Below are 24680 nucleotides of genomic sequence, written 5' to 3'. Positions count from 1 at the left end.
GGCGCGAATTCCTCCGTTCCAATATCTGTCAGCAATCCAATGACCTTGTCTGGAATCGTATACCGCTGATTGAGATAGCGAAGCGCAGCCGCCAGCTCACCATCCGCTCCCCCATACTGCTCCAGTAGAAATTTGGCCATGCGCGGATCACATTTGCTAACCATGACCGGGTATTGGAGCTTCTTCTCATACACCCACACCACTCTTCACCTCTTCCCCTATTCCGGATTCATACTTGCCAAGGCCATGGCGTCACAGCCCACGTAAACGGAACTCCAGCATATGATTGACCAAAGTTGCTCAACGAACCGTATCTTTCCTCGTACATCTGCACCAGCTTGCGCCGCTCGCCGACATAGTGGTTGTACTGATGGATGGCCTGCGCATCGTCAGGATGAGTATCCAGATACAAATTAAGCTCTACAAGCACGAAGTCTACCTCCTGCAGCTGGAGCAGCATGTAACGATACTCCTCCGTCTGGAATGGATGCTTACTCATCCTGCTCTCCTCCTCCGTTTCTCCTTGGTCTATATGGGCTGTATAATGCTGGCCACAGCGTCCCGACGCGCAGCGCCTCGGATGGCTTATATTGCGGCCAGTTCGGCGGCTGGAATACGATGAACTGGTTCGGCGGAACGACATACGTCTTGAACGGAACGGGCGGACAAGGATCCAGCGGGCTGGAGAACGGCACATATACCCGCTCCTGCGACTGCCCTAGATTCCATTTTTCGGCAGCATTTTCTGCCATGCCTGTATACTCTCCCCCGACAAGCTCCTTGCCGCTTACGTTGCTTGGGCTCATCCTCTTTTCCCTCCTATTTGCATATGCTTCTTCCTTATCAGGCTATGACGAAGGCAGAATGTCTTATTACCTTGCACATAAGCGCATTTACAGCAAAAAGCAGCGATCGTCTTCTGCACGAATCGCTGCTTTTTGCTGTACGCGCTCAACTATTTACCGGCTGACCGCTGCTTTCTATATAAGTTCCATGCTCCAAATAGTGCTTGTATACACGGAAAAACACTTTCATTCCAAGCCAATATTGTCGATCTTCTAGAATCGGCGTCAGCCAATAGATCGCATGATCCATTGCTTCAGAATCCCCAGACGCCTCCAACTGCTGATAACGCTCCAGATCCACCTCGAACATGCCCTCAATTGCTTCAGCTTCGGCTTCCACTTCAGGCAGCAGTTCCCGAAATGTGTACGTCGCCCGACTATCGTCCATGCTTACAAGTTCAAATGCAACACTGTTCATCTTTCATCCCCCATTGTAACATGTTTCTAATCGATATCCTGCACAAAGGTGCGCGGCCATTGCTCCAGCCACCGTTTTTCAATCAAACGATGCTGAAAGGCCTCACGGTCTTCGAACTTCGGACTTCTGCGGATGCGCAGCGCCATCAGATCTTCGAGCGCCGCAGCTCCCCACGGGCTGACGATCGTAAGACGGTCATCCTGCTCCATTCTGACGCCTACAGCCGTCATCACTTCAGTCCAGTGCATCATGGCATCCGCCGTCGATTCATAAGGTTGAGTTCGCCCTCTCTTCTTATGCATCCGCGCTTGATTCTTGAATGACCATTTCCGAGCAGGGCATCGCTCCATCATGCAGCGTTCCCAGCTCTTCTCCCGCGCTTCATCCGTGCAGTTCGGATCGTAATAGATGACATCCACATCATTGAGCGGTGTCGGCGTTTCATAGCCATGGATCTTGTCCCAGACCAGATTGCGTACGTAACCTGCGCCAATGCACCAATCCGGCAAGCCAAGCTCACGCAGAATTCGAAGCTCTTCCATACGTTCCGCATCTTCTGCAATCCATGCCTCAATTTGCCGTTCGTACGATTCAAACCGTCCTGTGTGCGCCGCATCATTCGACGCCTTCGCGCACTCCTGTTCTAACCGATCCATTTCCGCCTCAATCATGATTATATCCTCCTTCCCCTACATTATCGCAAACCAATCCGCTTGAACATCATCCAAAATTTTGAAAATGAAGTTCTGTCGCGTTATTAAGAACGCCGTGACGGATGCCGTTCCATAGCGTAAAGTTCATCTTCTATTGCCATAAAGCGATCCGCCAGCATCGCCCTCGTATCCTTTAAAGCTTGATTATAGGCAATATCTCCAACTGTTTCCATCATAAAATTCATAAACTGCTCTGCCGCCAGCTCACCGATCACCTCATCTCGTTCCAATTCAAAATACTGCTTTACAGCTTGTACCATCTGTTCGCGTTGTTCCTTCGTTAATTGAATATGCATAGCTGCTGTCCCTCCACTTTCAATTCAGTTATGTACTACTTGTCCTATATTAGCTTGAATCTGTTTCGAGCGCGGCTCAACATTGGGCTTGGCATCTTCGCCTATTATAACATTTACCGCTTGATTATCGAATATATGTTCGCTATATTGGGTAATATAAGAACATAGGTTCGTAATATATATGATATTGCATGGATCAATCTTACAGGAGGAATGACCTATGGGCACCCTGAAACATAGCGGAGCAGCCAGCAAACCGCTCGCCCAACAGGCTGAAGATGCCTATCTTGTCAAGCAGCATGTGCTTCACACGCTCGTACTTGACGTACTGAAACGAGACAGCGAACGCTTAGCCCGCTCCCCGTTGAAGATGGCGCATGTGTATGCCGAGAGCTTACGTCAGGCTGAGCAGGAAGTCAAGACGGATCTGCAGCGCATCCGTCAGCAATTTCGCCGCCGCGGCATCAAAGTATTCGAGGAGGAGCGTCAGACGCACGGCGTGCGCGTGCAGTACCTGTGCCGCGGCTATAATCATTCGTTCTATATGCTCCGCGGAGTGCTGCGCGCGGAAGTAACCAGCTTGATGAAACGCTATCTTCACCTTTCATCCGACGCGCAGCAAGAAGACGCAGCTTCTAAGGAATAATTGCCTGTTGATTTAAGAACACTTGTTCGTTGTGTAATAAACAGCAGCTTGCAGATCAAGCTGTGAAACAGTCGGAGGAGGCGGAGCTATGGCTGGCTCTCCACTACAGACGGAGGAAGAACTGCTCTTGGTGAAGGAGTCGGTGATCCTCCCTATTATGTTTGAAGTATTAGAGAAGGATATGCAAACTATGAACAATTCTGGATTGAAGATGTCAGAGCTTTATATAGACAACTTAAGGACCATACAAACAGAAGTATTAACCAGACAATACGTGTTAAGGAAAGAACTGCGAGCTCGTCAGCTGAAGATTATCGAGGTGCACCGTGATGAATCCTTCTTGAAGGTATCTTATCAATGCAGAGGATATCGGCACAAGATGGATCTGCTCTGGGAGTTCGTCAAGGCAGACATTGAAATAAAGTTGACTGCAGATTTTCACATTAATCGAGAATAAAGGAAGAACGCTCTATGAGTAAGAAAAGAGTCGTGTTTCTTGCAGACTGCCAATCGTTTTACGCGTCAGTTGAGAAGGCTGCGCATCCAAGGTATGAACATAAACCTTTGGCTGTATCAGGCGATCCCGAGCGCCGCAGCGGCATCATCCTCGCTGCCTGCCCGCTGGCTAAGGCGCAGGGAGTAACGACGGCTGAATCCCTATGGGAGGCGCAGCAGAAGTGTCCGGAGCTCATCACGATCAAGCCGAGAATGAGAACCTACATTACGGTCTCTCTGCAGATCATGAGCATACTCGAATCCTATTCCAGCCTCGTCGAACCGTTCAGCATCGATGAGCAGTTTATCGATGTTACCGACAGCCTACACCACTTCGGCTGCTCGCCATACGAGCTCGCGCAGCATATTCGCATGAGAGTGCGCAACGAGACCGGCATCAATACACGCGTCGGCATCGGGCATAATAAGATTCTGGCTAAGATGTCCTGTGACAACTTCGCTAAGAAAAATGCCGACGGCGTATTCGAGCTGTCGAGAGATAATATCAGCGAGCTGTGGAAGCTGCCCGTGAACAAGATGTTCGGCGTCGGAACACGGACGATGCGCCAACTGTCTCGCATCGGCATTCAGACGATTGGTGAGCTTGCGCAAACGCCGCTGCCGCAGCTCAAGCAAAGAATGAAGCAGTATATGCGGAAAAACTGCGACATCTGGAGCGAGGTGCTGTGGCGAACAGCTAACGGGTACGACAACTCCCCTGTAACGCCGGACGCATTCGACCTCCAGAAAGGGATTGGCCGACAGACGACCCTGCCGATCGACTACGATAAGCAGGAGGATATCGATGTTATCTTAAACGAGCTGTCCCTGCTCATCTGCCATCGCGCTCGCGCTAAGGGCTATATGGGCAATGTCGTTCACGCCGGCGCTCAGGGCGCTGATTTCGATCAGCCCACGGGATTCTCGCGGCAGATGAAGCTGACGGAGCCTACTAACATCTCACGCGAGGTCTACACGGCTGCCAAGCAGCTGTTCGCCAAGCATTGGAACGGACAGCCTGTACGCAAGATCTTCGTATCCCTGGATCAACTGCAGAGTGATGCCGTGTACCAACTAACCCTGTTCGATGACCGTGAGAGACAGCGGCAGCTCGAGCATACGATAGATGAGATTCAAGAAGTTCACGGACCCGCCTCCATATTCCTCGGCTCCTCATTGAAGCGTTCCAGCCAGATGAAGTTTCTGAATGCGAAGATTGGAGGACATTACAAATGAAAAAATTATCAGGCAACGGCCTATGGGAGTCAAGTCGCATGATGTTGTTCGAGCATCGAGATGCTATTTTAGAGAAAAAGTCACAGAAATCATACAAGGCGCGCCCTTCATTCGACGAGCAATTTTGGGAATCGCTTATAGAAAAGCTTAGCGATGCTTATCAAGCTCAGCTTAGCGTTCAAGTGCGTATCTACGGCAAGCTGCAGGATGACACGCAGACAGGTATCATTTCACATATAGATCCAATTGCTCAACGCATCAAAATAAATGAAAAGTGGATACGAGTGACCGATATTGTTGAGGTGTCAGAGGAATAACGCGCGGTCCGCTCGCAGAACAGAAAGAGATATCTCTCATTCCGGCTGGGACATGAGATATCTCTTTGCATGTTCGTTCACTGCCACTCAGCGCGGAGTGAAGAAGTTCTGGGTATAATAAATATCGTAATCACTAGTTGAAATGCCGCGAGCGACACCTACCCCGAGCGTTGTCGCGCCGGAATGAAGCATGTTCTTGCGGTGACCTGGCGAGTTGAGCCAGCTGTAATGCGCGTCGATCGCATTGGACTGCCCTGCTGCGATATTTTCTCCCCATAAGCGATATGGACCTGCGCCGCTAGCCTTGAGCCGATCTATTGGAGTTTTACCGTCTGGATTCGTATGATCAAAATAATTGCGTTTGCCCATATCGGCGCTGTGCAGCCGTGCAGCCTTAGCTGCGGTCTCATTCCAAGTGAACGGGGATAATCCATTGCGCACGCGAAATGCATTCGTCAGATCGAAGACCTGCTGTTCATAAGCTTGAAGCAGTTCGGCAGAAGACTGACGGTGATCCACATAGTCGGTACGGTATTGGTCTTCCAACTCGACCAGCAGACCATCAGCACGGCCGCCGCCAATAGCGTCCAAGAATACACTGATATGGAGCTTGTCCACTTTAAATACCTTCATTTGATCTGTAGATGCGTATGGCTTGCCCCAGAGCTTATCCGCTTCAGTCTCTAAGCCGGTCAAACCCGTCTTGGTGCCAACTGACCAGCCGCTGCCGTTGGAGAACATCGATGCAACGACCCCATCCACAATTCCGATCTGGGTGTACTTCGAATAATCGCGATTGTATATGTACCAGACCATCTCATGCTCGGATATATCCTTACGCACCGGCTCACCTAACTTATTAACGACCTTCTCAACCGAATCGCCGATCTTAATGCCATGCAGACTAATGCTAGTCTTATTGTCTTCGCTCGGAATAACATCCGGCAATGAGCTGGACAGCGTAGGCAGAACCTGTTTCATTCGATAAATAAAGGTTTGAGCCTCAGCCCGAGACAGCTTGTCATTAGGAGCAAAGCTATCCACTCCGCCTGAATCCTTGCCTTGCGCGATACCAAGATCCATTATGTATTTAATTGCTTCCTCTTTAGGAAGCCGCTTGCCAGCTACAGCAGCCAATGACTCTGCTACGTACCCGCGAGTGATCTGAAGATCCGCTCGTCCATCATACGGTAAGCCCATGTAGGTTGCCTGCGCATAATAAGCCGTATACCAAGGCTCGCCTGGCTTGCTGTCTGGAACAACAATTTCCGGATACGCACGGTATACCATGGCCAACCATTCCGCTTCAGTCACAGGCTGTGCTGGACGGAACGTCCCGTCCTGATAGCCTCCTGAGATTCCATTGTCTTTAGACCACATGATGGTGCTGTAAGCCCAATGAGTTGGCGGCACATCTGTAAAGTCACCCTGCTTCGCTTCTACTGGCGAGTTAAACCCTAGCATAGCGACGCTCGCTAATAGCAGCAAACAGAGCGAACGTAACGATCGCAGAGTGAGCCATGAGGTTGAATGCTTCTGTATAATCGTAATCACCCTGACTTTCCTCATATTTCCGTGCAATTATAGTATATAAAGTGTATTTTAGAGAGACAAGATGAATAAAGATTCAATCGACATGATGCGACAACTAGACCTTTCGCCTTAGAAAGTTCTGCTTAGACACATATATCGACCTAACTTCGAACTAGAAAGGATGAATGCTGCATGTGCGGACGCTATACTCTGACCGTAACGTGGGAGGAATTGCTCATATACTTGGAGCTTGAAGAAGCAGGCATCCCTTTCCATCAGCCAAGATACAATGTCGCACCCGGACAAATGGTTCCCACGATGATCCACGACGGGGATAGACGGCGCCTCGGCCCACTCAAATGGGGACTCATTCCCTCCTGGGCAGAGGATGAGAAGATGGGCTGGCGCACGATCAATGCCCGGGCGGAGACGCTTGCGGACAAGCCCGCCTTCAAGCGTTCCTTTGCGCGCAAGCGCTGCCTCATACCGGCGGACAGCTTCTATGAGTGGAAGAAGCTGCCGAACGGCGGCAAGCAGCCGATGCGCATTATCCCTGCGCAGGCGAAGCTGTTCACCTTCGCTGGCTTGTATGACACGTGGACGAGCCCCGAGGGGGAGCGCGTCAGCACGTGCACGATCGTGACCACGACGCCGAATCGCGTCATGGAGCCGATCCATGACCGCATGCCGGTCATACTGGGCGAAGCGGAAACTGGGCTGTGGCTGGACCGCAGCGTCACAGACACCTCGCGGCTCCAGCCGCTGCTCCGACCATGCCCGGCGGACTGGCTCGACCTGTACCCCGTCGGCGCACAGGTCGGCAACGTCAAGAACGACTCGCCCGCCTGCATCGAGGCGATCGCAGACCCGCCAACGCTCTTCTGAACGCCGTTGGTGAATCTGCACACCGCCCGTACCGCGCCATAAGCAGCACCTAACAGCGTTCGACCATTATCCCCTCGAATCAGGAAATAAGAGGCTCATCCCTGACGTAGAATGATCTACGTACGGAGGAAGCCTCCTTTTACTGAAAGGGTGACTCGAGTATGTGATTCGAACATGACAAGAAGAACTCCGGATGTGCTATAACTGGCTTTTTCCCCGCTACAGCCGACATTATCCCCTTGCTGCAGCACGATTACTGGTAAATTACCTGTTACGGATTCATCGGAGAGAGCAAGATGAACTCTGCTTGTACGATAACTGGCTTTTTCCCTTCTACAGCTGGTATAACCCCCTCATCGCCGCACGATTACTGGTAATTTGCCTGTTACGGGATTACTCGAGTGAACTCGATAGCCTGCCCCATCCTAGCAACAGCTTGCGCAATCCGCAGACGATGTCAACAACGAAGCACTAGGACCATGTACATACTTTGATGCGGATACATCACGAGAACTCGGTAATAACATGCGGCTCGAATCCGAAGTATATGGTTAACCCTTTCAACTTTCATTTCACCATTATCCCATTAACTCAGTGCCATGAGTTTCTGAGTTGACGGGATAATACCCAAATGACACTGAAAAGAGTCTTATATGTGACAGGACTACTGGCAATTCTTCTTCACGCTTAGATGCTCCCCGCTGACACCGTATCTCAAGCTCCTGAGCCTGAGGGATAGTACTCAAACGGATCTTTAGAGAGTCTTCTGTGTAGCAGGACTTTATGGATAATGTCTATGGGAAAAGGACGCGCGGTTATCTGAGGTAGAAGATGCTTTCTTAGCTTATTTTGGAGATGCCGCACTGGACTATAAATAATGAAAATTTAGTAAGACGCATGACTTGCGCGTTTGGTTGCATTTTGTTGGAAGGTGCTGTGAATCTGCATAGAAAAAAAGCATGCCCCGCCTCAGCGGAACATGCCCCATAATTTAATCAGGTGAAACGTATTGTTCGGATCTATCTTCTGTGCTATTACGAATTTCACGATCTGATCCTCTTGTGTTTCGGTGAGCGTCTCGTTCAAGGTTAGTGCAGCTTTGCGAACTAGTCGGCGCACGATCGCACGATCCTGCAGATCCTGCTTCGTCACACCTTCCAGCAGCTTCTTCACGCGATCCTTCATCAACGGGTTCTTCATCTTCGTCTTCACTCGTTCGACGAATTGTGAGCTGATCCCGTATTTGGTATAGCTCATGCTATGACACCTCCGGTACATCGTGCCGGAACGCAGGCTAATGCCCGGATACTCGGCTTAGATCGGCCTCCGTTATACACTTGAGCCGGTCGCTGTGAGCTAAACGCCCAACGACTTTACCATTGTATGCACCAGCGCTTGTCCGGTATCCAAAAGTTCTGGGTCATATCCCATGAAATGCTACAACTTAATCGAGCAACTCCCCTTGGAACAGCTTCTCCTTATCAATCGCGTCGCGCAGCAGCGCGTATTCCGGCGATGTCCAGAACGCCTCCGAGCGAATCAGTTCGGCAGCGTCATCGCGAGCCTGCTCCAGCACCGCAAAGTCGCTCGACATATCCGCGAGTTTGAAGTCCGGCATGCCGCTCTGCTTCGTGCCGAAGAAGTCGCCTGGACCGCGCAGCTCCAGATCGCGCTGCGACAGCTCGAAGCCGTCCTCCGTCTCGGTCATGATGCGCATGCGCTCCTGACCGACCTCTGACTTCGGATCGGCGATGAGCACGCAGTGCGACTGATGCTGGCCGCGTCCTACGCGGCCGCGCAGCTGATGAAGCTGCGACAAGCCGAAGCGCTCGGCATCCATAATGATCATCAGCGTCGCGTTCGGCACGTCTACTCCGACCTCGATAACGGTCGTTGACACGAGCACATGCGTCTCGCCAACATTAAAGCCCTGCATGACGCCGTCCTTCTCGGCAGCTGTCATTCGACCGTGCAGCAGTCCGATGCGCAGGCTCGGCATCGCCTGCTGCATCTGTACATGCACATCGATCGCATTCTGCACGTCAAGCTTGTCCGACTCTTCAATTAACGGACAGATCACATAGGCCTGGCGCCCTTCCCCCACCTCGCGTTGAATGAAATTCACGATGCGCGGGAGCATGTCGTGCTTCACCCAATACGTCTTGATCGGCTTGCGGCCTGCAGGACGCTCGCGCAGCGAGGACACATCCATATCGCCAAAGGCTGTAATCGCAAGCGTACGCGGGATCGGGGTAGCCGTCAGCAGCAGCACATCCGGATTCCAGCCCTTGCGGCGCAGCACGCTGCGCTGGTTCACGCCGAAGCGATGCTGCTCATCCGTAACGACCAAGCCCAACTGACGAAAGATGACGTCATCCTGAATCAGCGCATGCGTCCCTACCAGCACATGCAGCATGCCCATCTGCAGTGAGCCTAGAATGTCGCGACGCTTGCGCTCTGTCACGCTGCCGGTCAACAGCGCCACTTCGATGCCATGCGGCTCGAACAGCTTCGACAGCGAACGCATATGCTGCTCGGCCAGTATCTCGGTCGGCACCATCAGCGCGCCCTGGTAGCCGGCTCTAACCGCTGCATACAGCGCAATAGCCGCTACCACCGTTTTGCCGGAGCCGACATCGCCCTGAAGCAGCCGGTTCATGTTGAATGGTGAGCGCATGTCATGCAAAATATCCGTTACCGTCTGCTTCTGTCCATCCGTCAGCTCAAACGGCAGCGAGCGCACAAACTCGCGCACCGTCGCATTGCTGACTTGATGCACGATGCCGTCCGCCCGTTCCCTCGTTAAGGCTCTGAACGCCTGCAGTTTCATCTGGAACAGGAACAGCTCCTCGTACACCATACGCCTTCTAGCTTGCTTGCCCTCCTGCGTATCCGAGGGCTGATGAAGTACTCGGATCGCCTGCTTGCGCGGCATCAGGCGATAACGCTTTACGAGCTCTTGCGGCAGCAGTTCAGGGATCATCTCCCCGAACTGAACGAGCGCCTGCGCGATCGTCTTGCGCATCCACGCCTGCGTCATCTTGCCTCCGATCGAATAGACCGGCTGCAGCGTATCCTTGCGCAGCGCACCGCGATCCGGGAACTCAGATGACGCCACCGTAATCTGCAGGCGCCGCTGATCCCATTTGCCTGTCAATACGATATCGCGATTATTCGTCAATTGCTCTTTTATATACGGTCGATTGAACCAGCTAGCCGTCACCAGCCAGCTCTCAATCATAACTCGGCAGGATACTTTTGATTTTTTACCAAAACGCTGCAGCACCGGCTCGCTTACGATCTTGCCTTCAACCGTAATCTTCTCGCCGTCCTTCACCTCGCTGAGCGCTCGAACATGATAATCTTCATAACGATACGGGAAATAAAGCAGCAGATCTTCAACAGTAGAAATGCCAAAGGCGTGAAGCTCTTGCTGTTTCACAGCGCTCACGCCTTTAATCATAGTAACTGGTATCTGAAAATAATCTAACATAAGATCAACGCTGTCCGTTCTGACCTAGCTCTGAAGTCTCAATTGCCGGCCACATAAATGCGGCAGACACACCCAGACCGACATGAGTACCTATGACTGCTCCAACCTGGATATATTGGACCTCTCTGATATCAAAGGCCTGTTGAACCGCTGCTACTAGATCTTCTGTTGCTGCTTTATCATTCGTATATCCTACGGCGAAGTGAACCGGGTTGTCTCCGTGCTTCTGCTTCATCATCTCAACAATGCGCGCAATAGCCTTCTTAGTGCCGCGCACCTTGTCTAATGCATGAACTCCGCCTTCTGCATCAACAGACAGAATCGGCTTGATGTTCAATAAAGAGCCGAACACCGCGGCCGCTTTCCCGATACGGCCGCCCTTCTGCAAATATTCTAGCGAATCCACTAAGAAGAATAGCTGGCGACCGCTCGAGATTCGATCGATCATTTCCATGATCTGTTCCTTCGAGCAGCCTTCCTGCGCCATCTTTGCAGCTTGCACCACAACCATCCCGATGCCATAGGAAGCTGATCGAGAATCGATGACCGTGATATCGGCATCTTCTTCCATCATATTCTTCGCCAGTACAGCGGACTGATATGTTCCGCTTAATGCTGCTGATAGGTGTATCGAAATGACTGAACTGCCTTGTTCATCAATTAAGCGTCTATATACGTTAAGAAATTCAACTGGTGAAGGTTGAGACGTTGTCGGCAACTTTGAGGACTGGACTAATTTTTCAAAAAATTGATCCGGCTCAATCGTTACAGCATCTTGGTACATCTCATTACCGAAGTGAACTTTTAGAGGCACCATCTCGATACCTAATTGTTGACGCACTTCTAGAGGTATATCAGCTGTGCTGTCCGTTACGATTCGAACATTTGCCATAACGTGCCTCCCCATTAATATTACTTTCGTAAATAAATCATTCTACAGATAAGATATAGGAATAAATCGGCTGGCCGCCTTCATGAACCTCAACTTCAGCATCTGGATGATGCGCTGAGAGCCACTCGACGAGCAGTTCGGTTTCTTCCGGCTTCGCATCCTCACCCGTCAGAATCGTTATGATCTCGCCGCCGTCTTCCAGCATCTTGCCTAGAAGCTGCTCGCAAGTTTCAGTAAGATTCTCGGTCGTAGCCACAATCTTGCCCGCAAAGATTCCGATAAAGTTACCTGCTTTAATCTCTAGATCGTCAAATGTCGTATCACGAACCGCATAAGTAACTTGTCCTGACTTCACATGAGCGATGGCTTCCTGCATAGCGGAAATATTACTCTCTACAGACTCGTCATCCTGGAATGCGAACGCAGCAGCGATACCTTGTGGAATCGTCTTCGTCTCAAGCACAGTAACATTGCGCTCTACGATCTCTGCAGCTTGCTTCGCAGCCATAATGATATTCGAGTTGTTTGGCAGAATAAAGATGTGCTGCGCAGAAATGGACTCGATAGCTTGAACGAAATCTTGAGTGCTCGGGTTCATCGTCTGTCCGCCGGACAATACGACATCTACACCCAAGCTCTTATAGATATCCATAATACCTTGACCCATCGCAACCGCGATAAAGCCGAATGATGCGATCTCATCTGCTGGAACTGCTGCTACCGGCTCTGCAGCCGTACGGCTTGCTGGCATATCAGCGAATACATCAGGCATTGCGGATTCGCCCTGCTCGTCGTATTCACCATGCTCGCCATGAAGAAGCTCACGGTGCTGTTCACGCATGTTCAAGATATGAATCTTAATGAGCTCGCCGTATTGCATAGCGAGATCCATCACTTCACCTGGCTTGCGGGAATGGACATGCACTTTAATAATCTCGTCATCTGCAATTACGATGATGGAGTCGCCGTTCTGTGCAAGCGCTTTTCGGAACGTATCTTCATGGAAGGCACGAACTCCGCCCCGTGTACGATCAATGAAAAATTCCATATCATATAAAAATTCAATATCTTCTGTATTCAGCTTGGCTTGTGCGCTGTGCGACTCCTGACGAACAGGTGCAGGACGAGTCACTGCTGCAGACGCAGCGGACGTGCTCGGCACTACTACCTCAGCCTCAGCGCCTTCAATTGCGCCAGTGTCCATATAGTGCAGGAATCCTTCATAAATATATACCAACCCTTGACCGCCAGAGTCTACAACCCCTACCTGTTTCAGTACGGGAAGCAGATCAGGGGTCTTGGAAAGCGCGAATTTGGCTTTCGTCAGTACCTCCAGCATAAGCTCACGGACATCTGGAGTGCGGCGTGCGATATGTACCGCATGCTTAGCAGCTTCCTTCGCAACAGTCAAGATCGTACCTTCAACAGGCTTAACTACTGCTTTATAAGCGGTGTCCACGCCCGTCTGCAGAGCATGCGCAAACTGAGTGGAGCTCACCTCATCAAGACCAGCTACACCGCGGCTAAATCCACGGAATAATTGGGATAGAATAACGCCGGAGTTACCCCGCGCCCCCATTAGAAGTCCTTTAGACAATACCTCTGCTGTCTTGGAAATGGATGACGATGGCTTGGATTTCATCTCCGCTACACCAGCCGTCATCGTTAAATTCATGTTCGTGCCGGTGTCACCATCTGGTACTGGAAACACGTTCAAGGAGTTGACGAGTTCAGCATGACGATTCAGTGTGTCAGCTCCGCTCAACACCATATTGGCAAACTGTGTTCCATTGAGAGAACGAATGTTCAACGAATATTCTCCTTCCTAGCTTAATACACGCACGTCTTGGACAAAAATGTTCACTTGATCCACATTCAATCCAACCACTTCATTCAACACGTATTTTACTTTTACTTGAATGTTGTGTGCTACTTCTGAAATTTTGGTACCGTAGCTTACGACAATGTAGAGATCTATATGCAGCGCATCTTGCTCACGGCGCACTACAACTCCGCGCGACAAATTCTCTTGTCCGAGCAGTTCAGCAATCCCGTCCTTTAATTGCTTGCGCGAAGCCATGCCAACAAGACCGTAAACATCCATCGCGGCCGAACCGGCAATAACTGCCACAACCCCTTCAGAGATGTTAACCTTACCCAATTCCAATCCAAGTTCGATGGCCATGGTTCGTTCACTCCTTTTTTTTGAGTATTATGGACTAATCACCATTGTACTATAAGAGAATTAAGAAATAAACAATGTAAATAAACAAAGTTGCTGTTTCAGTTGACGAGCCATTTTGGGCTATGGTATCATATTTAAGTATTTGATTGATTGTATGTAATTGTTGCTTTAAGGATAAGGAGGTGTTAGGCATGGCTCGCAAATGTTATATCACGGGGAAGAAACCTGGCTCTGGTAACTTTAGATCACACGCGAACAACAAAACTCGCCGCTCTTGGGGCGTAAACGTACAGAAAGTTCGCATCTTGGTCGATGGCAAACCGAAACGCGTATACGTGAGCACGCGCGCATTGAAAGCAGGTAAATTGACTCGCGTCTAACCTCATGCACAATATACAAAGAAAGGCTGTCCCTATGTAGATTTTCTACTTGAAGGGTAAGCCTTTTTTTATGCTTACACATATCAAAAAAACACAGCAGCTGAAGCGAAACGCTATAGCTGCTGTGTTTTTTATGCATGTTTTTTATTCCTGTTTGCCCATTTCGTTTTCGTATATAGCTTCAAGCTTCTCCTGAATCGCCTCTTCGATCTTGGCTGCGTACTCCTGAAATACCTCTTTGTCGTGAGCATATGGAGTTAAAGCGCAAGCCCGTAGAACAGTAACTTTGGTTTCCTTATCCCACTCTTCACGGCTGAATCCCAGGCTTTGAACGAATGGAAACGGGCTGTTGCCGTAGTCAGGGACAGCAAAGTCAGTATGCGATGTAATAAATTTGTTGCTGTATAGTCCTCCCTTTACATAAGAGGCATAATTGAAGAACTCATGGTTTAATTTATTCATTTTAGCCAGATCGGTATTGCCTTCCTCATTGAAGACATAGTCAACCATATTGAAATCCGGCTTAGTGAGCGGGTACATCTTAATGGTTTTGTCCTTAACCTTAAACTCTTTATTCTCCAGGAAATGGTAGAATCGATATGCAGCCTCAATGCTCGCTCCGATTAATTTGCCATAACCCTTAATGTTTAAAGGCAGCACTTTATGAGCCGTCCATACAGCCGCTGCGGTTGCACCCGCTTTTGAGCCTTCGAGAATATACGCACCCAACAAGGCAGGAATATTGGCCCCTTTTTCAAATACATAAGTTGCAAAGTACGAAATAGAATCGCGCATTCTAGTATCTTTAATAATAATCGCGCCCGCCGAGTAAGGAATATATCCCATTTTATGCGGATCGATTGTAATGGACTCAACTTGACTCATCGCTTTAAAGGCGAGGTAAACATCTTCGGTAAGCCAATCATTTTTCTCCGTAAATATGTTATGCTTCTCGAATGCTTCAGGAATCTTATTATAATCGATGAATTGATCGTTCTCGTCCAAGAAGATGGCGCGTGCATAACCGCCGTAAGCAGCATCCACATGAATGTAGAAGTAAATTCCTTCTGCTTTCAGCTTTTCGCGAAGCTCGACAATTCTGTCAATGTAGTCGATCTGGCCTTCCTCTGTTGTTCCAACTACGCCAACCACACCCAGCACCGGAATTTGTTCCGCAGCCAACGAGCGAATCTTCGCTTCCAAGCTGCCAATATCCATTCGATAATGCTCATCTACATCAATAGGCTCCACGCAATCCAGTCCGGTCCCGATAATATCAGCGGCCTTCAACCAAGAATAATGCTTCGTCTGCGGAATAATCCACTTGCCAAGCTTCTCCAAATGTTTGCCGCTGCGCGCAGAATGAGCCTTTATCTCATCCAGTTGATCAGGAATTTGATCCATGATATCCAGAATCTCTTCTACTGACATATTCAGCAATTGCCATTCCGATTTACCTTCGACGTGCTGAGGAGCTACCTCTTTAATCGCAAGTGGAAGTGACTTCATATTTCTTGCATACCATAGACCTTCTAGATTTGCGATAGAACCGTCCGCACAAATATGCCCCCAAGACAGATCCTTTCTATAGCTCATAAGACGCGCCAATTCATGACCGACTTCCTCTTCCATTTTTGAAGTTGCCGGTGAGGATTCATAAGCGACATTATTGCCGTTCCATAGCATAGCAGCGGTGTAAGCAATAATGGCAGGCATCAGCGTTTCCGAGTTCATATGTCCCCAGAAACGGCCTGCTGTATGCCAAGGGAGGGATTCCGTCCGCAGCTTGGAAGACAATTCATTGAATACACTGCGAATATGATCCGCTGTTTCATTAAAGCTATCGGAGCTTTTATCTTGCGGTGTGATGACAGGCAAGTCTTGCGGCTGGTAATTTTGACGCCAACCCACATGCTCGTCCACTACTTTAAGCAGCAGTTCTTTGAATAAATCAACGTTTTCACCTTTATCTCCGAGGAATAATGCCTTTAGATTAATATCAGGCACTTTATAACTTGTTTCTTTTTCATTTTCCATCTTCTATTTTCCTCCCATACTGATGTCGATTACTCGCCTTTTTTCCACTCCGGCTTTTTAAATCGGTTGATAATTAGAGCGATACCAATCATAATCACCGTAGCCCCTACTTGGAATGCAATGTACAATGTGTACTGGCTAGGCTGCAGAATGGATGGTGGAATCAAACTAACTACAATCGTGATAAGAACACTTATCATCGTTAGTATCGAGACAAACCACATCAAGCCATTTCCTTTGCTGCCTAATCTAAACGGTCTTTCGATTTCTGGCATCTTATAGCGCAGAGCAATTGCCGAGATCGCAATCAAAGCATATACGATACAGTAAAGAATCGTTGTCGTGATGGTAATGATCAAAAATGCGCTGTTTACGTCCGGTACAACTATGTACAAGAACGAAACTAAAGAGATAACAATAGCTTGTACATAAACAAAAGTGATTGGAATATTTTTATCGTTTCTCTTTTGAAAAAATTTAGGCAGGCTCCCTTCTTCGGCTACCTTAATCATCGACTTACTCGGTCCAAGCACCCAAGCAGATAACTGCACGAGTACTCCGATGAGAATCATGGCCGAAATGATATTTACAATGATTAAGGGAAGACCCAAATCCTGACAAAATATTAAGAAGGGTTGTGTAATATTAGAGAGCTGGAGTTCTCCCACCTTAACACCGTTCGCAACCGTTAAACCCGCAACAAGATTGAATATAACCAGCAATATAACCGACGCAATTACGGCAATTGGATAATTACGTTTTGGGTCTTCAATATTATTGGCGTGAACCGACGAAATCTCTACTCCTGCAAATATGAAGATAATACCTGATAAGTAGGTTAAACTACCCAAATCGGTAAAATCCGGCAGCAGTTTAGAGGGTGTATAATTTCCAAGATAGCTGTCTGGTTGAATGCCATGTTTAAAGAAGTAAACCAGACCAAGCACGACAAGAAGCGCAAATGGAATATATACTCCAATGACGGATCCCCAATTGCCCGCGATCTTAACCATATCGAACTTTAAGTTAAGTATGGTTACGCCCCAATATGAAATCAGGATGAGCGCAAAGATGAAATAATTGTTCGAGGATAGTTCTGGCTTGTTAATAACATATCCCAGCAGTACGCCTACAGTGGAAGATACCATAACCATCCCAAAGAACATTTGCACCCACAGCAGCCATGAAGTTACAAACCCCCATTTCTCGCCGAGAGCATTCTTCACCCATACCTGCGGTCCGCCTTCTTCTGGAAATCCGGTTGAGAGTTCAGCAGACATTAGTGCGATCGGCAGAGCAAATAATATTGCAGCTACAAGCATATAGAATATTTGCGTCCAACCTGTTATAGAGAGAGTCGGAACACTGCGGACAGTACCGAAGAACGCCATTGTAATTCCGATTAAGCCGAAAAGTGTCAATTTTTTTGTAGTGGTCATCGCGCTTTCTCCTATTCGAGTGAAAATGTAACATACCTAATGTGCCTCATGTTGGGGGTAATTATTCGAAACACTTGGGATCAAAAAAATCCGCATCGCCTCCATGAAGGAAGTGAGCGGACAATTCACATGCATATTCCGTATACAATTAATCTATTTTTACTAAGCTGTAGTTCTTCTTCCCCTTGCGAACAATAATAAATCTTCCATCAAATGCATGTTCCATCGTGATTTCTGCGTCTACATCGTTTAACAATTCACCATTTATAGATATGGCTCCGTTTGCAATGTCTTCTCGCGCTTGCCGCTTGGAAAGCTCAATACCTACGTCAACCAGCCATTCCACAACATTTTTGGGTTCTTTTGAGGTATGGAAGGTCGGCATCTCTTTAAATCCCTGTTCGATTTCGTCCGCAGTCAATGATTTGATATCGCCGCTAAATAGAGCAGCTGTTATTCGTTTCGCCTGTTCCAGTGATTCATCATCATGCACGAACCTAGTCATTTCTTCTGCCAGAACTTTTTGCGCCTCGCGTTTATGGGGCTCTGTCTGCACTTTAACTTCCAAGTTGTCAATCTCATCTTTGCTTAAAAATGTGAAAAACTTCAAAAATCGGATGACATCGCGATCATCTGTATTCGTCCAGAACTGATAAAATTCATATGGCGTCGTTTTGTTTGGATCTAACCAGATGGCTCCGCCTGCTGTTTTGCCGAATTTCGTGCCATCTGCTTTCAGCATTAATGGAATCGTCAAACCATATACGTTCGCATTCGGCCCTTCCTTCTTGCGAATCAAGTCCAGACCGCTCGTAATATTCCCCCATTGATCCGCACCGCCAATTTGCAATTGAACAGCTTCTTCTTTATATAAATAATGAAAATCCAAGGATTGAAGAATCTAATACGAAAATTCTGTAAACGAGATACCGCTGTCCAGCCGGCTCGAAACTATGTCTTTGCCCAGCATGGTGTTCACACTAAAGTGTTTGCCATAGTCGCGCAAAAAATCGAGAACCGTCATGTCATGCGTCCAATCATAGTTGTTCACCATTTTGATTTCATTGCCGCCGCCTGAGACAAACAATTTCTTGATTTGATTGGTTAGCGCATCCACATTCGCTTGCACCTGTTCCAAGGTTTGCAATTGCCGTTCAGTAGTGCGACCGCTTGGATCCCCTATCGTTCCGGTCGCGCCACCGATTAAGATAACGGGACGATGGCCGAACATGTGGAACCGCTTCATCATCATAAATGGAATCAAGTGTCCAATATGCATGCTGTCGCCTGTTGGATCAACACCACAGTATAAGGATATTTTCTTCTCACTAACTAATCGGCGTAATCCTTCCGCATCGGTCTGTTGGTTTATGGCATCGCGCCATTCCAGTTCATCAATGATGTTCATGCTTCTGCAACTCCATTCGACAGATACTTAAATATTGGAATAGTATGACCGATGCTCAAGTGAATTATAAGGAGAAAGAAACTCTGAGGGGGCGCAGACAGTTATAGTCATGCCAAAGCCCTTGTACAGACCATGCACAAGGACTTTTAGAACCACATATATGCCACGCAGGCGGAAGGAACCGTGTCGGATGGGTAAAATACGGATTTAGCTTGTGGTTGGCGTGTCAGGCGTCAATTCTTATTAAAGGTGTTCAAGATCGCCTTCACGAATCCTCCCAGAAATTTCGGCAGCTTAAACGTATAAAATTTCATCTTCCACCCTCCTCGTCGTTCTCGTCTATACCAGAGCTATTCGCGACGTGCTCGCTCCTCACAAAGAGTCCCCTCCTCACAGGAATCCTCCTAGCGTGACGACCTTCACACAAAAAATGGCCACATGAGACCGCGCTCATGTAACCATCTTATGCCGCCGTTTAAGGCGGTATGCGTGTTTAACTGTGAAAATGGGCGCCGTCTCGCCCGACTATAAGCCGAGGATCGCAACCGCAACCCATCGCCAGCAATCATCGTACCTTGGTAAAGGCTAGCTTGGCTGAGGCATGTTCGACATATAGATAACAGCTGTTGCCAAGAAGACAAACAGCAGCGCGTAAATGAAAGACAGCACGACAAACGCAATGCGAATCCCCTTCGTATCGTACTTTTTAAAGAAGTAGAAAGCTACTCCCAGAGCCCCTAGAGAAAAAATAAACTTGACGGGCCCTTCCAGCAAGGTATATATGCCGAGCAGCGTCCCCGCGAAGAAGCTCATGAACCCCGTGAATAAGGCTTTTTGCCATGTCACCTTGCATTCTCTCCTCCCAAAGAAGTCTCTAATCTATGTTGTATGGCCGATCATACTACTTGCCCGACGCCGCTTCCCTGATCGCCGATATCGCCTTAGAGCGGTCCTGAGCGCCAAATACAGCGCTGCCAGCAACAAGAACATTAGCTCCTGCCGCTGCAATCGCAGGGGCAGTCTGAGACGTTATACCGCCATCCACCTCGATGAAGAGGTCATGGCATCCGCGTGCATCCGCGAGCTCGCGCAGTCGGCGAACCTTATCGACCGAATTCGCGATAAAGCTCTGTCCACCGAAGCCAGGGTTGACGGTCATAATAAGCACAAGATCCAGATCAGGCAGCACTTCTTCAATGATTGACAGAGGCGTATGCGGGTTTAGCGCTACCCCTGCCTTCGCGCCGCTTTCCTTGATCTGACAGATAACACGATGCAGATGAGGACACGCCTCAGCGTGAACTGTTATAATGTCGGCACCCGCTCTTGCGAAATCCTCAATATAGCGCTCCGGCTCAACGATCATCAAGTGCACATCCAGCGTCAGCTTCGTATGTGGACGCACAGCCGAGACAGCGAGAGGTCCAAACGTCAGGTTCGGTACAAATCGGCCGTCCATTGCGTCAATATGGATCCAGTCGGCACCTCCGTGTTCCACATCTGCAACTTCTTCGCCAAGACGCGCAAAATCAGCCGACAATATCGATGGTGCAATACGTATCATGTCAGTACCTCCGCTTCTTGTCTTTCATCTCTTCCATGAAGAGCGTGTAATGACGGTAGCGCGATTCCGCTATGCTCCCAGACTCCAGCGCTTCCTTCACTCGACAGCCCGGCTCATGAATATGCGCGCAGCCTCTAAACTTACATTGTCCTGACAGCTCGCGAAATTCGCGGAAGCAGTCACTCAGCTGCTCGACGCCAAGCTCAAGAAAGTCCAGCTGGCTGAAGCCCGGTGTATCCGCGATATAGCCGCCGTTCGGGAGCGCAAGCAGCTCGACATGCCGGGTCGTATGCTTGCCTCGCCCTAGACGATGACTAATGGCATTCGTCTCGAGCCCTGATCCGGGAAGCATCGCGTTAAGCAATGAAGACTTGCCTACACCGGATTGACCGGCAAACACGCTGATATCATGCGAGAGTCTATCCTGCAGTCGTTCATAGCCTGTGCCCGCTTTCGCGCTTGTTACAATGACCTCATAACCGATACCGCGATACAGCTCGATCTGCCGTTCAAGCTCAGCAATCAGCTTATCAGCCTGCTCGCCATGCTGACGCTCTGCGATGTCCCATTTTGTTAAGACGATAACAGCGTCCAGCCCCGCGTGCTCGATATGTACGAGGAACTTGTCCAGCAATTGAATATTGAAGTCCGGCTCCAGCACGGAAAATGCCAGCAGTGCCAGACCCACGTTCGCAATCGGCGGTCGAATGAGCTCTGATGATCGCGGAGCAATCTCCTCAACCGTTCCTTCGCCGTTATCCGTCATGGAATACACGACGCGGTCCCCGACCAGCGGGGACACGCCTTTCTTCTTGAATATACCGCGAGCACGGCATTGAACCGCATCCTCTATCCTCTGCCCATCCGGCTGCACATAATAATAGCCGCTCAATGCTTTAACAATTATCCCATGCGGCATGCATTTACCTCCAAGGACTGATGTCTACTAATCAAGTTCATCCTTCTCCCCCTCCTTGGGTTCCTTCCCCTTCACCTTCTGACGGAGTGCCTGGATCTGTTCCTTCGCCATCTTGATTGCCTGGCTCCGGTTCTGTTACAGGTTCAGTATCGACAGGATTGACTTGAGGTATAGGAACTGTCCCTTGCTTCGCATCACTGTACCTAATCGGGTACGCGTCGAAGAATTCTCCGTTACGGTATACCGATACCACAGCATCCTTATCTGGAGCCAAAACCAGATTTACCCCGAATACACTAGACGTCGTAATCTTCTGCTTGCCGCCATCCTGCTTCTCGCCGCGCGCATCGGAAATCTCGATGCGGATCTCCGTTTCTTTGCCTTCTTCTATCGGAGCGACAGGCAGCGTAAACGTGTATTTCAACGCTTCAGGAGGGTAACCGGAGCTTACATATATCATCACTTCCGAGCCCTTCATCACTGGATCATTCGGCTCATACGGCTTCTGGTCTATAACTACGCCCTCAGGGCGGTAGCTCGGTTCTCGAATAATGCCGTCCTTCGCCAGCTTCAATCCGTTCTTCTCAAGTGCTGCGAGCGCTTCAGCTTCTGTTTTATCGACTAGACTCGGCATGCTGAAAGGTTCAGGACCTTTGCTGACCATCAGCTTGACCGTATCCGTCTTAGGGTCAAACTTCGCACCGGCAGCAGGCATTGTGTCGACGACCATATCTGGCGCTGCCTCGTCATCGAATACGGGCTCAGAGTTGATTCGTGTACGCTCCACGCCGAGCTCTTCCAGCTTAGCAACCGCATCATCGTAAGACAAACCTTTAAGTTCGAGCATGGCCTTCTTTGGTTCGCCTTCACTCACGTACAGCTTAATGCTGGAACCTTCCTTAACCATGGAATCCGGAGCTTTACCTTGTTCGAAGACAACACCTTTTTCAAAGCCTTCTTTAGGCTCACGGATGATCGGCAATTCAACTTCCAGCTTCCACTTCGCGAGCTCCTCTTTCGCCTGCTGCTCGGTCATGTGTACGAGGTTAGGAACCTTGACCTCTTTCACATCCAGCAAGGCTTTCACATAAAAGACAACACCGATCATAATTCCTAATAGTACGAGCGTCGCTGTTATCCAGATTGTAGGCTTGACCCACTTCTTCTGAGGATCCTCCGACTTATGCGGAGGCTGAGCACCTCCACCGCCAGTTGATCGTTCACGAGGGCTGTGCATTGACGCGCCGCCAGCCGCATAAGCAGTGCCAGCAACGCCAGATCTTCCGACTGGTATGCGTGGCTCCTCCTGTTCCCTGATCGCAGGCATGACGCGCGTTTCCTGATCGTCGTCGAAGGAAGCTGCGTGCGCAAACGATATCTTCGGTTCATAAAGCCGATCCTGCTGCAGACAAGTTTCCAGGTCGTCCAGCATTTCTTTAGCCGACTGATAACGTTCAGACGGATTCTTGCGCATCGACTTGAGAATGACATTCTCCACACTTTGCGGAATGAGCGGATTCACCAGTCGAGGCTCCTCAAACGGCTCCTGCAAATGCTTTAAAGCCACGCTGATCGGGCTTTCTCCCAAGAACGGTAGCTTTCCCGTCACCATCTGGTACAGCACGATGCCAAGCGAGTATAAGTCTGACTTCTCGCCAGTAGAAACGCCCTTCGCGTGCTCAGGTGAAAAATAGTGCACAGAACCGAGTACAGAGCCTGTCTGCGTAATAGTTGAGGACGTGACAGCGCGCGCGATACCGAAGTCGGTTACCTTCACACGTCCGTTGTTGCCTATCAATATGTTGTGGGGCTTAATGTCCCGATGAATGATATTATTGTGATGAGCGTGATCGAGCGCGTCACAGATCTGAATCGCAATGCGCACCGATTCATCAGCTTGCAGCGGCGCTCGCTCCTTAATGATCTCGTTCAGGTTGCGTCCTTCGATATATTCCATAACGATAAAATGAATATCATCTTCCCGCCCGACATCATAAATGCTAACTACATTCGGATGCGACAAGGATGCAGCCGACTGCGCTTCGCGACCAAAACGCCGAATGAATTCTTCATCATGCACGAATTGCTGACGCAGCACCTTCACCGCTACGTATCGATTCAGAAGTCGATCGAGCGCCTTATAGACTAAGGCCATGCCGCCTCCGCCTACGCGCTCCAATATTTCATATCTGCCCACTAAGATAGTCCCAATCAAGAGTCACACCCCTCTTTCTCAAGGTCTGATTCATGGGGCTGGACAAGAATGACCGAGATGTTGTCATCTCCGCCTGCATCAATCGCTTGACCGATCAGACGATCCGCTATCACTTCGAGCGGCAGCGAAGGATCAATCACAGTGGACCACATCGTATCGGTATTGATCATATTCGTCAGGCCATCACTGCATAACAGCAATATATCGCCTGCTTCAAGATGCGCCTCATTCATATCAACCTTCACTTCTTTATCCGTTCCTAACGCGCGAATCAGCACATTGCGGCGCGGATGGCGCTCTGCTTCTGCCGGAGTTATCTGCCCAGACTTCAGAAGCTCGTGCACAAGTGAATGATCCTCAGTCAATTGACGAATGCCTCCGCGATTAATCAAGTAGGCTCGGCTGTCGCCGATATGACCAAGCGCTACTTCCCGATCTGATAACAGCGCGGTAACAATAGTTGTTCCCATCTGATTGTACTTCTCATCTTGGGATGCGATATGGTAGATCGTATCATTGGCTCGCAGTATAGCTTGCTTCACTGCTTGCGCCCGCTCTTCGCGCGCCAAGTCCTCCGGCAGTACAGCCAGCTCCTGGATGACGGTTTCTACCGCCAATCGGCTGGCAATATCCCCGGCTTGATGTCCACCCATGCCGTCAGCCACAATAGCTAACGTGTAACCATTCGGCAGCTTGGCCGAATAGGCGCGGTCCTCATTGACAGCGCGTACTCGTCCAACGTCGGAACGATGCACTGCTTTCAT

At 49.3% G+C, this 24680-nt stretch carries 25 protein-coding genes and 2 pseudogenes; 6 read left to right on the top strand and 21 right to left on the bottom strand.

Going from position 1 to position 24680, the window contains the following annotated elements:
- Positions 1-2: 2 nt before the first annotated feature.
- From AC3WTP_RS04110 to AC3WTP_RS04085, 6 genes and pseudogenes are all read right to left on the bottom strand, one after another.
- A pseudogene (locus AC3WTP_RS04110) lies at positions 3-200 on the bottom strand (manganese catalase family protein); the annotation flags it as partial.
- A gap of 29 nt (positions 201-229) precedes the next feature.
- Positions 230-499 carry a spore coat protein CotJB gene (locus AC3WTP_RS04105; protein ID WP_492393288.1) on the bottom strand — a complete coding sequence of 90 codons (270 nt, stop codon included), beginning with the start codon at positions 497-499 and terminating at the stop codon, positions 230-232.
- A complete protein-coding gene (locus AC3WTP_RS04100; protein ID WP_492393344.1) occupies positions 492-752 on the bottom strand; it encodes a spore coat associated protein CotJA in 261 nt (86 codons plus the stop codon). The genes AC3WTP_RS04105 and AC3WTP_RS04100 overlap by 8 nt, the downstream gene beginning before the upstream one ends.
- A gap of 199 nt (positions 753-951) precedes the next feature.
- Entirely contained in the window at positions 952-1263 is a 312-nt protein-coding gene (locus AC3WTP_RS04095; protein ID WP_492393287.1) for a hypothetical protein, read from the bottom strand.
- A 26-nt stretch (positions 1264-1289) separates the two neighbouring features.
- A complete protein-coding gene (locus AC3WTP_RS04090) occupies positions 1290-1934 on the bottom strand; it encodes a nucleotidyltransferase family protein (RefSeq protein ID WP_492393286.1) in 645 nt (214 codons plus the stop codon).
- An 86-nt stretch (positions 1935-2020) separates the two neighbouring features.
- A complete protein-coding gene (locus tag AC3WTP_RS04085; protein ID WP_492393285.1) occupies positions 2021-2272 on the bottom strand; it encodes a DUF2164 domain-containing protein in 252 nt (83 codons plus the stop codon).
- A gap of 220 nt (positions 2273-2492) precedes the next feature.
- On the opposite strand from AC3WTP_RS04085, the gene AC3WTP_RS04080 reads away from it, so the two are divergent.
- From AC3WTP_RS04080 to AC3WTP_RS04065, 4 genes are all read left to right on the top strand, one after another.
- Positions 2493-2918, top strand: coding sequence for a YhjD family protein (locus tag AC3WTP_RS04080; protein ID WP_492393284.1), 426 nt, complete (start codon positions 2493-2495; stop codon positions 2916-2918).
- 88 nt (positions 2919-3006) lie between these two features.
- On the top strand, positions 3007-3375 hold the full coding sequence (locus tag AC3WTP_RS04075) for a YhjD family protein (RefSeq protein WP_492393283.1): 369 nt from the start codon (positions 3007-3009) through the stop codon (positions 3373-3375).
- A 14-nt stretch (positions 3376-3389) separates the two neighbouring features.
- Complete coding sequence (locus AC3WTP_RS04070; RefSeq protein WP_492393282.1) at positions 3390-4649, top strand: DNA polymerase IV; 1260 nt, start codon at positions 3390-3392, stop codon at positions 4647-4649.
- Positions 4646-4966: a YolD-like family protein gene (locus AC3WTP_RS04065; RefSeq protein ID WP_492393281.1), complete on the top strand. Its 321-nt coding sequence runs from the start codon at positions 4646-4648 to the stop codon at positions 4964-4966. Before AC3WTP_RS04070 ends, AC3WTP_RS04065 begins: the two co-directional genes overlap by 4 nt.
- Before the next feature lie 87 nt (positions 4967-5053).
- Here the strand turns inward: AC3WTP_RS04065 and AC3WTP_RS04060 are convergent, their stop codons facing one another.
- Positions 5054-6520 carry a CAP domain-containing protein gene (locus AC3WTP_RS04060; RefSeq protein ID WP_492393280.1) on the bottom strand — a complete coding sequence of 489 codons (1467 nt, stop codon included), beginning with the start codon at positions 6518-6520 and terminating at the stop codon, positions 5054-5056.
- A 171-nt stretch (positions 6521-6691) separates the two neighbouring features.
- Here AC3WTP_RS04060 and AC3WTP_RS04055 point away from each other — a divergent pair, with 171 nt between their 5' ends.
- The gene (locus AC3WTP_RS04055) at positions 6692-7384 is read left to right on the top strand and encodes an SOS response-associated peptidase (RefSeq protein ID WP_492393279.1); all 693 of its coding nucleotides are present in this window, start codon (positions 6692-6694) and stop codon (positions 7382-7384) included.
- Positions 7385-8353: 969 nt separating this feature from the next.
- Here AC3WTP_RS04055 and AC3WTP_RS04050 read toward each other — a convergent pair.
- The 5 genes from AC3WTP_RS04050 to AC3WTP_RS04030 all read right to left on the bottom strand — a co-directional run bounded on the left by AC3WTP_RS04050 (position 8354) and on the right by AC3WTP_RS04030 (position 13954).
- A complete protein-coding gene (locus AC3WTP_RS04050; protein WP_492393278.1) occupies positions 8354-8641 on the bottom strand; it encodes a stage VI sporulation protein F in 288 nt (95 codons plus the stop codon).
- Positions 8642-8828: 187 nt separating this feature from the next.
- Positions 8829-10877 carry an ATP-dependent DNA helicase RecG gene (recG, locus tag AC3WTP_RS04045; protein ID WP_492393277.1) on the bottom strand — a complete coding sequence of 683 codons (2049 nt, stop codon included), beginning with the start codon at positions 10875-10877 and terminating at the stop codon, positions 8829-8831.
- A gap of 4 nt (positions 10878-10881) precedes the next feature.
- A complete protein-coding gene (locus AC3WTP_RS04040; protein ID WP_492393276.1) occupies positions 10882-11769 on the bottom strand; it encodes a DegV family protein in 888 nt (295 codons plus the stop codon).
- A 37-nt stretch (positions 11770-11806) separates the two neighbouring features.
- Entirely contained in the window at positions 11807-13540 is a 1734-nt protein-coding gene (locus AC3WTP_RS04035) for a DAK2 domain-containing protein (RefSeq protein WP_492393343.1), read from the bottom strand.
- A gap of 54 nt (positions 13541-13594) precedes the next feature.
- The gene (locus AC3WTP_RS04030) at positions 13595-13954 is read right to left on the bottom strand and encodes an Asp23/Gls24 family envelope stress response protein (protein WP_492393275.1); all 360 of its coding nucleotides are present in this window, start codon (positions 13952-13954) and stop codon (positions 13595-13597) included.
- 191 nt (positions 13955-14145) lie between these two features.
- Between AC3WTP_RS04030 and rpmB the strand changes: the two genes are divergently transcribed.
- Positions 14146-14334, top strand: coding sequence for a 50S ribosomal protein L28 (rpmB, locus tag AC3WTP_RS04025; RefSeq protein WP_492393274.1), 189 nt, complete (start codon positions 14146-14148; stop codon positions 14332-14334).
- Positions 14335-14478: 144 nt separating this feature from the next.
- Here rpmB and tdc read toward each other — a convergent pair whose 3' ends face one another.
- From tdc to AC3WTP_RS03980, 9 genes and pseudogenes are all read right to left on the bottom strand, one after another.
- Complete coding sequence (gene tdc / locus AC3WTP_RS04020) at positions 14479-16371, bottom strand: tyrosine decarboxylase (RefSeq protein WP_492393273.1); 1893 nt, start codon at positions 16369-16371, stop codon at positions 14479-14481.
- Positions 16372-16400: 29 nt separating this feature from the next.
- Positions 16401-17810 carry a tyrosine-tyramine antiporter gene (gene tyrP, locus AC3WTP_RS04015; RefSeq protein WP_492393272.1) on the bottom strand — a complete coding sequence of 470 codons (1410 nt, stop codon included), beginning with the start codon at positions 17808-17810 and terminating at the stop codon, positions 16401-16403.
- 148 nt (positions 17811-17958) lie between these two features.
- Positions 17959-19218, bottom strand: a pseudogene (tyrS, locus tag AC3WTP_RS04010) (tyrosine--tRNA ligase).
- A 233-nt stretch (positions 19219-19451) separates the two neighbouring features.
- The gene (gene spoVM / locus AC3WTP_RS04005; RefSeq protein WP_085492771.1) at positions 19452-19532 is read right to left on the bottom strand and encodes a stage V sporulation protein SpoVM; all 81 of its coding nucleotides are present in this window, start codon (positions 19530-19532) and stop codon (positions 19452-19454) included.
- Between the two features lie 271 nt (positions 19533-19803).
- The gene (locus tag AC3WTP_RS04000) at positions 19804-20064 is read right to left on the bottom strand and encodes a hypothetical protein (RefSeq protein WP_492393271.1); all 261 of its coding nucleotides are present in this window, start codon (positions 20062-20064) and stop codon (positions 19804-19806) included.
- 55 nt (positions 20065-20119) lie between these two features.
- Positions 20120-20782: a ribulose-phosphate 3-epimerase gene (gene rpe, locus AC3WTP_RS03995; protein WP_492393270.1), complete on the bottom strand. Its 663-nt coding sequence runs from the start codon at positions 20780-20782 to the stop codon at positions 20120-20122.
- A gap of 1 nt (position 20783) precedes the next feature.
- A complete protein-coding gene (rsgA, locus tag AC3WTP_RS03990) occupies positions 20784-21701 on the bottom strand; it encodes a ribosome small subunit-dependent GTPase A (RefSeq protein ID WP_492393269.1) in 918 nt (305 codons plus the stop codon).
- A gap of 37 nt (positions 21702-21738) precedes the next feature.
- A complete protein-coding gene (gene pknB / locus AC3WTP_RS03985) occupies positions 21739-23916 on the bottom strand; it encodes a Stk1 family PASTA domain-containing Ser/Thr kinase (RefSeq protein WP_492393268.1) in 2178 nt (725 codons plus the stop codon).
- The gene (locus tag AC3WTP_RS03980) at positions 23913-24680 is read right to left on the bottom strand and encodes a Stp1/IreP family PP2C-type Ser/Thr phosphatase (RefSeq protein WP_492393267.1); all 768 of its coding nucleotides are present in this window, start codon (positions 24678-24680) and stop codon (positions 23913-23915) included. Before AC3WTP_RS03980 ends, pknB begins: the two co-directional genes overlap by 4 nt.

The organism is Paenibacillus sp. EB106-04-04-XG159, assembly GCF_058791835.1.
The sequence above is the reverse complement of the archived record's forward strand: the minus strand, read 5'-3'. Positions and strand labels throughout refer to the sequence as shown.